Origin of the sequence: Pseudomonas sp. IT-P171 (assembly GCF_949767765.1) — a bacterium.
Classification (GTDB): domain Bacteria; phylum Pseudomonadota; class Gammaproteobacteria; order Pseudomonadales; family Pseudomonadaceae; genus Aquipseudomonas; species Aquipseudomonas fluorescens_B.
In genome coordinates this window covers 278314-290701 of record NZ_CATKQN010000033.1, presented here as the reverse complement: position 1 = coordinate 290701, position 12388 = coordinate 278314, and the positions used below count along the sequence as shown (strand labels likewise).

11 protein-coding genes are annotated in these 12388 nt (G+C 52.4%); 5 read left to right on the top strand and 6 right to left on the bottom strand.

Features of this window, described 5'->3' with window-relative positions; translation table 11 throughout:
* Positions 1-129: 129 nt before the first annotated feature.
* A complete protein-coding gene (locus ACM6I5_RS18755) occupies positions 130-1104 on the bottom strand; it encodes an alpha/beta fold hydrolase (protein WP_414884395.1) in 975 nt (324 codons plus the stop codon).
* Positions 1105-1257: 153 nt separating this feature from the next.
* Entirely contained in the window at positions 1258-2616 is a 1359-nt protein-coding gene (locus ACM6I5_RS18750; protein WP_017338410.1) for an MATE family efflux transporter, read from the bottom strand.
* A gap of 294 nt (positions 2617-2910) precedes the next feature.
* Here ACM6I5_RS18750 and ACM6I5_RS18745 point away from each other — a divergent pair, with 294 nt between their 5' ends.
* The 4 genes from ACM6I5_RS18745 (at position 2911) to ACM6I5_RS18730 (ending at position 5802) form a co-directional block, all read left to right on the top strand.
* Positions 2911-3183 carry a hypothetical protein gene (locus tag ACM6I5_RS18745; protein WP_414878373.1) on the top strand — a complete coding sequence of 91 codons (273 nt, stop codon included), beginning with the start codon at positions 2911-2913 and terminating at the stop codon, positions 3181-3183.
* A 353-nt stretch (positions 3184-3536) separates the two neighbouring features.
* Complete coding sequence (locus tag ACM6I5_RS18740; RefSeq protein ID WP_414884394.1) at positions 3537-4025, top strand: hypothetical protein; 489 nt, start codon at positions 3537-3539, stop codon at positions 4023-4025.
* Positions 4015-4824 carry a hypothetical protein gene (locus tag ACM6I5_RS18735; protein WP_414884393.1) on the top strand — a complete coding sequence of 270 codons (810 nt, stop codon included), beginning with the start codon at positions 4015-4017 and terminating at the stop codon, positions 4822-4824. Before ACM6I5_RS18740 ends, ACM6I5_RS18735 begins: the two co-directional genes overlap by 11 nt.
* A gap of 159 nt (positions 4825-4983) precedes the next feature.
* Positions 4984-5802, top strand: a complete 819-nt coding sequence (locus ACM6I5_RS18730; RefSeq protein ID WP_414884392.1) for a hypothetical protein — start codon at positions 4984-4986, stop codon at positions 5800-5802.
* Between the two features lie 204 nt (positions 5803-6006).
* Here the strand turns inward: ACM6I5_RS18730 and drt2 are convergent, their stop codons facing one another.
* Together drt2 and ACM6I5_RS18720 are read right to left on the bottom strand one after the other, a co-directional pair.
* Positions 6007-7302: an antiviral reverse transcriptase Drt2 gene (gene drt2 / locus ACM6I5_RS18725; protein ID WP_414884391.1), complete on the bottom strand. Its 1296-nt coding sequence runs from the start codon at positions 7300-7302 to the stop codon at positions 6007-6009.
* 780 nt (positions 7303-8082) lie between these two features.
* Positions 8083-8496, bottom strand: coding sequence for a winged helix-turn-helix transcriptional regulator (locus ACM6I5_RS18720; protein WP_414884483.1), 414 nt, complete (start codon positions 8494-8496; stop codon positions 8083-8085).
* 98 nt (positions 8497-8594) lie between these two features.
* Here ACM6I5_RS18720 and ACM6I5_RS18715 point away from each other — a divergent pair, with 98 nt between their 5' ends.
* Positions 8595-9530: an aromatic alcohol reductase gene (locus tag ACM6I5_RS18715; RefSeq protein ID WP_414884390.1), complete on the top strand. Its 936-nt coding sequence runs from the start codon at positions 8595-8597 to the stop codon at positions 9528-9530.
* Positions 9531-9551: 21 nt separating this feature from the next.
* Here ACM6I5_RS18715 and ACM6I5_RS18710 read toward each other — a convergent pair whose 3' ends face one another.
* Positions 9552-10088 (bottom strand): dihydrofolate reductase family protein, encoded by a 537-nt coding sequence (locus ACM6I5_RS18710; protein WP_414884389.1) that lies wholly within the window; start codon positions 10086-10088, stop codon positions 9552-9554.
* Between the two features lie 179 nt (positions 10089-10267).
* Positions 10268-12235 (bottom strand): alkyl/aryl-sulfatase, encoded by a 1968-nt coding sequence (locus ACM6I5_RS18705; RefSeq protein WP_414884388.1) that lies wholly within the window; start codon positions 12233-12235, stop codon positions 10268-10270.
* Between the last annotated feature and the right edge of the window lie 153 nt (positions 12236-12388).

The window sequence follows — 12388 nt, the reverse complement described above, 5'->3', positions numbered from 1 at the left end:
ACTGGTTGACCCCTTCGCTACGGGTTCATTCCGTGAGAGTGCAGCGTCACGCCTGTCGGTTTGCGTCCCCCTCGATTGCCAGGCTGAAGGTGGCCCACGACCAGCCCACCCTCTTACCCAAACCCCGCTTTATTTTTCTGTTGTCTTCACGTGCCTGCCGAGGAAATCCCCCACCAATCGCGCAATGTCATCAGGCTTCTCATCCAGCGCAAAATGCCCCGCCTCCAGCACATGAATCTCGGCGTTGGGCAAATCCCGGCGATAAGCCTCCGCTTCCGCCACCTCGAACGACGGATCGAACTTGCCCCACACCACCAGCGTCGGCGGTTGATGCTCGCGCAGCCACGCTTGCCACTTCGGATAGCTGGCGACGTTGTTGCGGTAGTCATAGAACAGGTCGCTCTGGATATCGGCCTGCCCCGGCTGGTTGAGGAAATTGAATTCGTCGGTCCACAGGTCCGGGTTGAACACCTCGATCTGCGGGTTGGCGCCGACATGCCGTTGTCGGGTCGTCGCCAACGAGAAAAAGCTCGCTCTCAACCCCGCCTCGTTGGCAGCCCGGTTGGCCCAGAATTCACGACGCTTTTGCCACAGCGGCCCCAGGCCCGCCTCATGGGACACCGCATTCTGCACAATCAGCGCCTGCACGCGTTCGGGGTGGGCGAGCATCATCCGCATGCCAACGGGGCCGCCGTAGTCCTGCACATACAGTGAGTAATGATTCAGGCCGAGGGCTTCGGTGAAATGCTCCATCACACTGGCCAGATGATCGAACGTGTAGGCAAACGCCTTGGCATCCGGCGCATCGCTATGGCCGAACCCCGGATAGTCCGGCGCCACCAGATGATAGTGCTGCGCCAACCGCGCCAACAGCGGGTCATACATGCGTGAAGAACTGGGAAAACCGTGCAGCAGCAACAAGGTGGGCGCATCCGCACGACCGGCTTCACGATAGAAAATGCTCAGGCCATCGACCTTGACACTGCGGTAGGCCACCGCCAACTGATCCGAGGAATAACCGGCCGGTTCGGCGGCCTGGGAAGTATTGACCAGTGACAGACCCAACGTGCAACCAAGGGCCAACGCAGACAGCAATTTATTCATCGGGGGCTCCGACTGAAGGGTGGAAAGGAGGTATGGGCAAACCTTGCCACCTCGATGTATCCCCCACGTATCGGTTTTGTAATGGCCTGTATCTCTCGCGGCCAATCTTACTTAGCGATACGTCATCGTGCGCAGCCGTACCCGGAAAAGCGCCTACACCAACCGCTCAATCTTCTGATGCTTCCACACCAGTTTGTAATACAGCGTCTGCAACACCAGCATCCCCAGATACGCCACCGGAAACGCCATCCACACGCCCTGCAACCCGAACTGCCCGTCCAGCGCATACGCCACCGGCAACTGCACGCCCACCACGCACACAATCGAAATCGCCATCGGCACCAACACCGTGCCGCTGGCGCGCATGATCCCGCCGATGATCGCCTGGAAGCCAAACAACAGCAGGCTCCACAGCATGATGTGCAACAGATGCTCAGCCTTCGCCCGCGTCGAATCGTCCGTCAGAAACAACCCCAGCAACCAGTGCGACAACAGGTAACCCAACAGCACCAAGCCACCGGTCAGGCACACGTTAATCAAAAGCCCCGTACGCAAAATCGGCCCGATCCGCTCCACCCGCGCCGCCCCAATCGCCTGCGCCCCAAGAATCGACGCGGTGATCGCAATCGACAACGCCGGAAACTGCACATAATTGACGATCTGCGTCACCGCCCCATACGCCGCCGTTGCCTGCGAACCGTGCTGATTCACCAGCGCCAGAATCACCAGCTCCGACACCGACAACACCACCATCTGCAACCCGGTCGGCAAGCCGATGCGCAACACCTTGCCAAGAATCACCCGATCCAGGCGCATCGCCGCAAACATCTCCCGATCCGGCGCCAACGGATGCCCCTTGCTGATCAACCGCCACGCCAGCCACCCCATCGCCGACAGGTTACCCACCAACCCCGCATACGCCGCACTCTGAATCCCCAACATCGGCAAGCCGAACCAACCGCGAATCAACGCCGGCGTCAGTGCCAACCCGATACAGGTCGACACCACCAACGCAATCAGCGGCGACACCGTATCGCTCACCCCGCGCAGCAGTTGGGTGAACAGCACGTAGACCAGCAGCGACGGCATGATCCACATCATCACGTGGGCGTAGGACACGGCGTCGTCGAGCACATCGGCCGGTGTGCCCAAACCCTGCAAGGCTGACCTCGCGAATACACTGCCCAGCACCGCCGCCGTCAGGCCGATGATTGCGCCCAATAACAAGGTGGTGGCGGCGATGGTTTTCACCAGATGCGGCTCCCGTGCGCCCCAGGCTTGGCCAATGAGCACCCCCGCCCCCGCGCCGAGGCCGATGACCAGGGCGATGAAGAAGAACACGATAGGGAACATGCCGGACACGGCGGCCAGGGCTTGGGTGCCGAGCATTTGGCCGATGTAGATGCTGTTGACGGTGCCCGACATGGATTGGAGGAAATTGGAGAGGACCATGGGGGCGAGGAAAAGGAGGTAGGTTTTCCAGAGGGGGTGTTGGGTGGTGGGGGTTTGCATTGGGTGGAGGTCCGTCTCGACTGCGGAGTTGGGATTCTAGAGGATAGCGTTAGCGGGGATGAACAAAGTTGAATGAATGTTTTGACGCGGTTTTCGGACGCAGATATTGCGTCCTAGGACGGCATAAAAATTCCTACACAAACCTCGGAATGCGTCACCTTCCCCGCTGTTCTGATGAGGCTTATAGTCGGTCCCGTCGCCCAAAATGGCGATACGGGTTTGGCGACCTGATCGATCGAGATTCTAAAGTGCTTTTACTTTTACTTTTACTTTGCCTTGATCGGAGTTTTACCTATGGAAAGATACATGCCCCTCACTGGAATCGACCTGATTCCAGCCTCCCTGCTCATCGACACCCAAGCTCCACTCGACGTTCTGCAAGCAGCCGCTGATCACCGCATCCGCACGGTAACGCAGGTATTGGAAAACATCGCGTACCGCGCCGAGCTTGGTTGCGACACGGTGGTGTTGAAGGACTTTTCTCAGTTGTTGGCCATTCCGTTGCGGGATGGTTGTGACTTGATGGATGTGATCGGTCGACGATTGCGGGCGCAGACGAAGGAGTGAATGAAAACGGGCGCTGAAGGCGCCCGTTTTTTGTTTAACCATAAAAAGACTCGAGATCTTTGCGGCATAACTCTTGTCCAATAGCCGCCGTTCATGAGCGACCGTTTCCGGCCAGAAGCGGTGGTTCAATCTGAGGCTTGCGCGCAAAGATCACCAAGCTGCCGGCTGCGCAGCGTGTACCCGACATATCTCCGGATGAGCAGGCGTATGCAATTTTGAATGTCATAAGGTGACTGACCACCGATGAGCGGCGTGCGATCGCAGGTAGTGCGCAATAGCCATTACCAAATTACTCTACATCGCATAATATCTAACCAAGGTCCGCTAAATCACGGAAAGGAGTGCTCTGTAAAATGTCGATATTGGAAAAAAAAGACCGTTTCGAGGTAAAGGAAGAGTCACTGACGCGAGCAGAGTTAGTGCGTAAGGCATCCCAGTCACTGGCAGAAATTATTAGAGAAAAAAGTTTAATAATTTTACCGTCCCACGGAACAGTAGATGAGTTTTACGCGGGCAGTCTAGATACGCTTGATTACCTCAATGATAACAATGTCGATACTGAGATCTACTCTACAGATGGGGATTATAAAGAGCTAAGTCTGCATGGAGCGGATTTTTGGCTTGGAACATTCTTTGTTTCTAGTATTGTTCTTCCAATACTAACCAATCTTATGTCGTCTTATATATATGACAAGCTTAAAGCCAAGGAGAATGATGGTATATCTTTAAAGCTTATTATCGAAAGAGAAAATGGCTCAACCGTCTCCATTAGCTTTGATGGCAAGGTTGAAAAGCTGGATAAAGTTTTCACTGCTATCAAGGAGCTCGAAAATGAAATTTGAGCTGACCACGCTTGAACACACAAAAAATCCAGACATTAAATGGGCTTTATGTGAGCTGGAGAAAGTTAAGGAGCAAGCTGTTGTAGCGGGGGACGAAGAGCGTGCAAACAATTGCTGGAGAGAATCAGAAGCGCTCCAGCTTACGCTGACATACATAGAGGCGTTTCACAAAATAAAGCGTAGGGAGTACAGAGAGGCATGGTACGACTTAGAGCGATGCGAAATTAAGTGTCAGTTTGTTCTGCGAAATTCGAGTGAAGAGTTCTGTCTAAATAAAAATATTTTTTTTATAAGCCACCAGATTTCAAACCTGCAATCACTTTACCCTTATTGTGTATTCTCAAGCCCGGGCATGGTTGTTGGGCATTACTCATGCGGTATTTGCGATCATAAAATTCGTCCTCGTTCTAGATGCTCTCATGTGAAAGGTAAAATATACAACGGAAAACTATGCATTCATGTGGCGAATGATGTAGTACTAAAAGAGATATCCATTGTATCCAAGCCGGTTCAAAAATACTCTGTTGTTCATAACGATGAAACTTTGGATTTTTCCGTACTGGAACACCTGATGGCTGTTTTGGAAGATGCCTTTGAGGAGTGGAATGTTATCAGGACGACAAGAAAGTTTCCAATTGATATGTTCTCCCGTGTCGAGTTGGATTCTGATTGCCCTTGCAAAGGAGGAGAAAAGTTCAGGCAATGCTGCTCTAAAAAATCAGAAGTTGAAATCCCTCATTTAGATTTTGTGTTTCACAGAGATATTAAAAATCTCCCTGGGGTTAGATTCCCCTATTGACTATAGGTCTAGGATTTAGTATTCGCAACGATCAGACCTTTGCAAGGTAGGAGCCCTTCTTTTGGTCGGTGATTGAATCGCCACTTGGAATGCCGGCACCTGCTTTGTCATAAATCACGCATTAACTGCCTTATCATAAAAGCTATAAACGAGAGCTCCATGTCTGAATTATGCTACATGTGCGAAAAGCCAGGTATCACTGTCGAGCACGTGCCTCCAAAATGTCTGTTTCCTGAGTTAAAGGATGCCGGCATTAATTTAAGGTTGAACTTGATTACAGTACCTTCCTGCGAGGAACACAATTGTAAAAAGTCTGATGACGATGAGTTTCTGATGGTAAGTATTGCCGGAATTCTCGGAAACAACTCCATCGGCTACGAACATTACAATGGAAAAATCCAAAGGGCTCTAAAACGTACGTCTTATAAGTTATTAGAAAAAGTTTTCCTTAAGAAGCGGCTCGTTCGGCTGGGCCACGAAAACAAATTTATCGACCTACTTTGGGGCACCCCAGATTACAAACGTCTGATTGACTGCTTTACACATATTGCCTATGGCATACACAGGCATCATTTCAAGGCCAGCTTTGTAGGCAGCACCAAGGCACTTTTAGGATTCCTTCACTCAAACGTGCCCAACCCGAAAGTATTCAAAGCCTTCATTAAAGAAAAGGCAAGCCTAGAACTCGCCAACAAGACTAAGCATGGTGATAATCCAGCCGTCTTTTATTATCAATACACCGAGCCAGATAAATTCGGGATTTTTCTAGTAAAATTATGCTTTTATCAGAACGTTGATGTGTACATTTCTTACATGCCATCCTCCTCAGAAAAACCATTCCACATAGGCTTCGAATTAATGAATTTAGGATATAAAACGATCATTACCTTAGGTGATAAGGAGTTCGAGTTTAACTCCGCCGCCGATCCAGCTGATCTTACTCTAAAGCCAAAAACTGATAATAAGAAAGGTGATTAATATATATCAACCTCGTCGAAACGGGTTAACAGCCGGTCACTTAAGGTGACGAAATTACATTTCCACGACTCGCCATCAATCAGATAACCGCTAATGGAAGTTCTGCATGAAAATGGGAGCGGTTCTTTTTTTCAGAAAATAGACCATCCTCCTTATTCATTATCCGTCTGTATTTCCCACCATTGAGAACTAATGCGAATTGCTCTATTGATCACTTGACCTAGCATCAGCCAACAACTTGTTTAGCTTTCTCCAATGAGAACGCAACTGCTTTCTAATTGATTGAGAGCCCATAATATTTGCAGCCCTGAACCCATATGAAATAAAGTTCCTGCGCCCAAGATAGCTATAACCTCTATAGATAGTACGCAGGAAAAGCTCTCGCGGAAGCTCCCCCCTTCCTGCCCGGAGTTCATTGCAACGATCCATTGCTTTCTTACTTACCCAAATACGCTTGCGAAGCTTTTTATAGTATCTGGTTATAGACGATGATCGAATATGCTCACGCTGCCCATCAAACGAAAAGCCAAGGTAATGTACCGGCTTATCAGAACGAAGTTTGCCAGCGGCGTCAAAGGTAAATTGTCTAATTTCCGTTTTCTTCTCCTGCAAGGTCAACCCCAACTTTCTAATTTCATCATTCACAAACTCATAAATCTCATCTTCCTTTTCCGAATCACATATGACGAGTATGTCGTCGCAGTAGCGATAAAAGACTGCTTCTGTCGAGGACAATTTAAAAAGTAAAGCGAGATCAAACTCCAACATATAGATATTGGACAGGAGTGCACTTATTGGAGATCCTTGCGGAATACCTCGAGAGTCAGGATTTGTAGCAAGAAGCCCTCCACCTCTCACATCATCACGGAATTGCTTAGCCGAACAGAGTCGCTTATCCTCGACTCGCGGATTGTGGATCGACACACCGAGCTTATTATAGAGGGCGACTTTATCGACGCGAGAACTCTTGGTGATCGACTTGAAAACCGCAAAATGGTCAGCCGGAAGTTTCCCGACTCCTAGCAACTTAGCCCAAGCTGCCTTCAACCGTGAATGATCAAGACGATCAAAGAATTTTTCAACGTCGAATGCAAGAACACAGCACTCTCCCTTAGCCTTGATCTCGCAGAACGCATCATGTGCAAAATGAATATTACTTTTTCCGTCAATGGAGCGAAAGGCCAATACCGACGTATGCAAGCCACGTCGCACTAGTTCCTTCTCATACAGCTGGCTCAAAATGAAGCAGTAATAAGCATATATATGCGAATCCAAGTGAGCAGAGTAACTGATTGGCCTAGGCTTGGGATTCTTGACGAACACGCCGCGATCATTATCTAACCGATACTTCAGAATCACCGAAGAATAAGTGATAAAAGGATAAAATGAATGAGCTGCGACTTTCTGAGGAGATGAAACGTAATTGAGTGCCGCTTTCTGACCAACGGGACGATCAAAGTGAAGATACTTTCTAGGTTTGTACCACGGCGACTCGTCCATGCTCACACCTTGATAAGCCAACCGGTGGGACTAGGATGGCGGCAATCCCTAAACCGCCCCACCGGCTAAACTTAATGCTCTAAACATTATCCATCTTTTCAGACTAGGCCGCGTATTGCTAGAGTTGACGTATAGTGTCAGTATCACGATTACATCTGGAGGTTCTCAATGAAGAGATTCCGCGTGCTGTTGTTCGCCATGTGTATCCCGCTGATAAATAATCATGGGTGGCTTGACAACTTGTGATCCACCTCGTGACCTAATGCCACAAGCACTTTGAATCTAGCACAAGGAATGTGATCACGCCTAGGGAGCGAATCATATTTTTCACCCCTAGCCCCGCCCCGAAAAAACCAAGCTGCCTTCCAACATCGTAGTTTTACACCGGAAAAATAAGATGCGGCGCTCTCAGGTGGCTATGCCCGAGGTGCTTAGCTGTGTGCACCTAGTGTCATCGTGAACCCAATATTTGAATTGCCCCTAGTACCTAGACTCCTTCGAGAGTCCGCTTCTGGCCGATTCTGTTGAAAAAGTCGGTTCGCCCAAACAGCCTGGTCATTGACTGGTTAAAACGCCTTTTTTGCACACTGCTACGTGAAATCTGAGCCCCGAAGCCTCTGTCGAAAGTAAAGATTTCAATCTCGGACGCATACTTTTCTGCTGCGGAAACCATCGTCGACTTTTTCAACAGAATCGGCCGATACCAGCCGCCCACCATCTCGCACCCTTTTCTCCAAATGCAAACCTACAGCGAACTCTCCCGTCACTCAGCCTTCCCTTCTATGCCTCGCCAGATTCATTTTCCGCATCAAACCGCACCCGCGCAGCCCGAAAACCCTCCGCATTCTCCACCAACCAACTCCACAACGGCACCATCCGCGCCAAAAAACTACGCCCCAGCGGCGTCAACTCATAATCGACCCTCGGCGGCACCTCTCCGTAATCAAAACGCACAATCAATCCATCACGCTCCAGTTGCCGCAAACTGCGAGTCAGCATGCGCTGCGTAACCCCCTCCAAGCGCCGCCCTATTTCAGCGTGACGCAATTTCCCCGCGCACCCCAGGGTATGGACGATACCCAGCGACCAGCGATTGCCCGCATGGGTCAGCACTTCGCGCTTGAGTCCGTCGTCCTCGGCGCTGAGCGCATCGCACGCGGCTTGGGACTGGCGGATCACTTCTTCTTCACTCATTTCGTCATGCGGTATCACGCGTGTGCCTTCTTCTGAACGTTCGCCAAGGGTGACAGGATAGAAAAACAATCGTTGCCGATCATTCATTGGGAGTTGCGATGCACCCGCTCAATCCTGCAAAAACCGAAAACATTCTGGTACTCGGTGCCGGCGAGCTTGGCATGGCCGTACTGCGCGAACTGGCCGCTCGGCCGGAGGCTCGCGTCACGGTGATGCTGCGGCCGTCGGCCATCGATACCACGTCGGCGCACAAACGCCAAACGCTCGAAGAACTGGACACGTTGGGTATCGAGGTGCTGCCGGGCGATGCGGCGAACGATTCCATAGCGGAGCTGGCCGCGCAGTTCAGCGGTTTCGATACGCTGATCAGTTGCCTCGGCTTCGTCGCCGGTAGCGGGACGCAAGTCAAACTCGCCCGCGCTGCGTTGCAGTCGGAGGTGAAGCGTTATGTGCCGTGGCAGTTCGGTGTGGACTACGACGTGATCGGTCGGGGCAGCCCGCAAGATCTGTTTGACGAGCAGCTGGATGTGCGCCAATTGCTGCGCGCTCAATCGCGGCTGCAATGGCTGATCATTTCGACCGGCATGTTTACCAGTTTCCTGTTCGAGCCCGCGTTCGGCGTGGTCGATCTGGCGCAGAACACCGTCCGCGCCCTGGGCAGTTGGAACACTGCCGTGACGGTCACCACGCCGGAGGACATTGGCCGGCTGACCGCCGTTATCCTGTTCGATCCAGAGCGGGTGAATCAGGTTGTCTACGTCACCGGTGACACCCTCACCTACGGGCAATTGGCCGACACCGTCGACCGCGTGCTGAACCGCACAGTCGAGCGTGTCGAATGGACAGTGCCCGCGCTCATGGCCGATCTGGCTGACGCACCCGATGATCCGATGCGCAAGTACCGGGCGGTGTTTGCCGAGGGTAAAGGTGTCGCGTGGGGCAAGGCGCAGAGTTACAACGGCGAACGGCAACTCGAAACCACCACCGTTGCACAGTGGATTGAGCGGCATTTGCCATCTCACCCTCGCCTTTGATCCGGCCTTCCCTTCAGAAGATCAAGGCACCAACTGATAGGTAGACTGCACGAGCCCCGAAGGAAAGCACCGACTGGTGACCAGCTTCAAAGCAATGTCCTGCGTAAGGGCCCCGAACAATGGTCTTCCCGACCCGATCAGCACGGGAACGGTGGTGATCACCATATCGGCGACTAACCCGTCACGCAGGAATGATTGCACTAACTGCCCGCCATCGACATAGACTCGACGCACACCTTGGCTCGCCATTTCCGCCAACAGGTCTGAAGGCGTGAGGTTGGAAAAACGCACCTTGCCCTCTAGCGCCTCAGGCACCTGCGAGCCGGCCAACTGTTGAGACAACACCACCACTGGCCGGTCGTAGAACCAGGTGTCGAAGGTCAGCACTTTCTCATAGCTCCCCCGCCCCATCACGATCGCATCCTTGTCGGCGATGAAGGCCAGGTAGCCGTGATCCTCGCTCTGATCATCGCGCTGCAAAAGCCAGTCAATGTCACCGTCGGGTCGGGCGATGAAGCCATCCAGACTGGTGGCGATGAAAACATGTGCAGTGGTCATCGGAGTCTCCTTGTTTAGACGACGCATGGCTGACCGCATCGAGGACAGCGAAACCAATATATAGCTAAATTTCCTGGCGGGTTTCCCGACTTGGCCGATAGATGCCCCTTCTCAACCAACCTCCGATACGTGAACGCCCCAACTGTGGGGCGTTCTTTACAGGTGCAGACTCGTCTGGGCTAAGGCTCGGAAATGGTGAACCAGAAGTCAAACTGGTCGAAGTGGGTCAGCATTTCCTTGAATTTGGCCTTGTCGCCGTCGATGGTCACTTCGCCGTTTTCAGAGAGATTGCCCAATTTCAGTTTGCCCAGGGCAATGTCGTCGAGGGTGGTTCGGTCAAGAGTGACAGTGCCATCGGCCTTATCCAATTGCTTGTCTTTGCTGTAGTTCATGACGCCGTTTTTTACGGTCAACACGTACTTGGCGTTAATGTCGGGGAAGTTGAGGTTGAAGAGGTATGACTTGTCTCCGACTCTAGGGCCATTCAAGTGAATGGCCAGAAAGTCGAGAAACATTTCAGTGGTCATGCCGCGAATGATGTCAGGTGAACTGGTATTGGGCGTGACCATTTTTTTCACGCCACCACGCAGTTCCTGCGCGCCGGACAGGTAAAAGTTTCGCGCCGGCCCGGACTCGGCCTGGTAACCCATCTGTTCCAGAGCATCGGCCTCGATGGCACGTGCCGCCTGGTTTTTCGGGTCCGCAAAAACCACCTTGTTGGCCACGGTTGCAGCCCAGCGATACTCGCCTTTGGCATAGGCCGCTGTGGCGGTATCAATCATTTTGTCGGCGCCGATCATCTCGACATACTTATTCGCTTCCTCTGCTGGCGGCAGCGGGTCGAAGTTCGCGGGGTTACCGTCCCAGAAGCCTAAATACAGCTGATAGGTCGCGCGCACGTTGTGTTTGAGATTGCCGTAGTAACCCCGGTTATAAAACTCTTTGGCCAGGCTATCAGGCAGGACGAACGCCTCGGCGATCTCGTTCATGGTCATGCCCTGATTGGCCATGCGCAGCGTCTGATCGTTAATGTACTTGTAGAGGTCGCGCTGTTTCTCGAGATGCTGCACAACGCGATCATTACCCCACTGCGGCCAATGGTGGCTACCGAACGACACCACGGCATCCGCCCCCCACAGATCAAGGGTTTGCCCCAGAGCGCTGGCCCACTTCTGCGCGCTGCGAACTTTTGCACCACGCAGGGTAAGTATGTTGTGCAAGGTGTGGTTGGCATCCTCTGCCAGGTCAATGGCTTTGAATTGCGGGAAGTAGAACAGCATTTCCGCCGGAGCTTCGGTGCCGGGTGCCATTTGGAACACCACCTCGATGCCATCGACGCTGAGTGTTTCTCCGGTTTTCTCGATCAGTTTGTTCGGTTCGAGCAGCGTGATGGTGCCGGCTGCCGTGGTTATGCCCAAGCCACCACTGACGGTCCCTTTGGAGCCTTTTGGCAACAGGTTGCCATACATGTAAGAAGCGCGACGGCTCATCGCAGTGCCGGCAAACACGTTTTCACTGACCGCTTCCTCCATGAAACCTTCAGGGGCGATCACTGGGACTTTGCCGGATTTCGCATCGGCTTCAGTGACAATGGCACGCACGCCAGCGAAGTGGTCGACATGTGAATGGGTGAAGATCACCGCAGACACCGGAAGTTTTTCAACCTTGTCATTGACCAGCGCCAGTGCCGCTCTGGCCGTTTCCGCCGAGGTCAGTGGGTCGATTACGATCCAACCGGTTTTGCCTCGCACGAAGGTGATGTTGGCCAGGTCGATATTGCGCACCTGATAGATGCCATCCACCACTTTGAACAAACCTCGAATCGCCAGCAACTGCGATTGCCGCCATAAACTCGGGTTGACGGTGGTGGGTGTCGGGCCTTCTGTCTTGAGGAAATCGTACTGAGACAGATCAATCACGGTGTTGCCCGCATCGCCCTTGATCACAGGGCTGGGTAAATCGGCAATGAAGCCGTGGTTCGCGTCTTCGAAGTCTTGTTTATTGGCAAAGGGTAAGTAGCTGAGCAAGGCGTCGTTGGCTTTTCGAGTGACCTCGGAGGCCTCATTGGGAGCGGCATGCGCCGCGCCGATGGCAACGCAGGTTGATAAAAGTGCGAGCGCTATTTGTTTGGGAAGCGGAGCTAGCATGTTTTTCTCCTCGTGTTTGCAAACACATTCCCGAAACTGCTTCTGACGTCGGGCATCATTTCGTACAAATCAACGAACAGCGCAGACCCTGAAATGGCGACAGCACGGTGCAGTGGCGTCATTCTGACTGTGCTTACCCTCACACCGTAATCA

What these genes read in the sequence shown, in the direction of transcription:
- ACM6I5_RS18755 (WP_414884395.1), bottom strand. Translation starts at nt 1,104, where the DNA reads ATGAATAAATTGCTGTCTGCGTTGGCCCTTGGTTGCACGTTGGGTCTG.
- ACM6I5_RS18750 (WP_017338410.1), bottom strand. Translation starts at nt 2,616, where the DNA reads ATGCAAACCCCCACCACCCAACACCCCCTCTGGAAAACCTACCTCCTT.
- ACM6I5_RS18745 (WP_414878373.1), top strand. Translation starts at nt 2,911, where the DNA reads ATGGAAAGATACATGCCCCTCACTGGAATCGACCTGATTCCAGCCTCC.
- ACM6I5_RS18740 (WP_414884394.1), top strand. Translation starts at nt 3,537, where the DNA reads ATGTCGATATTGGAAAAAAAAGACCGTTTCGAGGTAAAGGAAGAGTCA.
- ACM6I5_RS18735 (WP_414884393.1), top strand. Translation starts at nt 4,015, where the DNA reads ATGAAATTTGAGCTGACCACGCTTGAACACACAAAAAATCCAGACATT.
- ACM6I5_RS18730 (WP_414884392.1), top strand. Translation starts at nt 4,984, where the DNA reads ATGTCTGAATTATGCTACATGTGCGAAAAGCCAGGTATCACTGTCGAG.
- drt2 (WP_414884391.1), bottom strand. Translation starts at nt 7,302, where the DNA reads ATGGACGAGTCGCCGTGGTACAAACCTAGAAAGTATCTTCACTTTGAT.
- ACM6I5_RS18720 (WP_414884483.1), bottom strand. Translation starts at nt 8,496, where the DNA reads ATGAGTGAAGAAGAAGTGATCCGCCAGTCCCAAGCCGCGTGCGATGCG.
- ACM6I5_RS18715 (WP_414884390.1), top strand. Translation starts at nt 8,595, where the DNA reads ATGCACCCGCTCAATCCTGCAAAAACCGAAAACATTCTGGTACTCGGT.
- ACM6I5_RS18710 (WP_414884389.1), bottom strand. Translation starts at nt 10,088, where the DNA reads ATGACCACTGCACATGTTTTCATCGCCACCAGTCTGGATGGCTTCATC.
- ACM6I5_RS18705 (WP_414884388.1), bottom strand. Translation starts at nt 12,235, where the DNA reads ATGCTAGCTCCGCTTCCCAAACAAATAGCGCTCGCACTTTTATCAACC.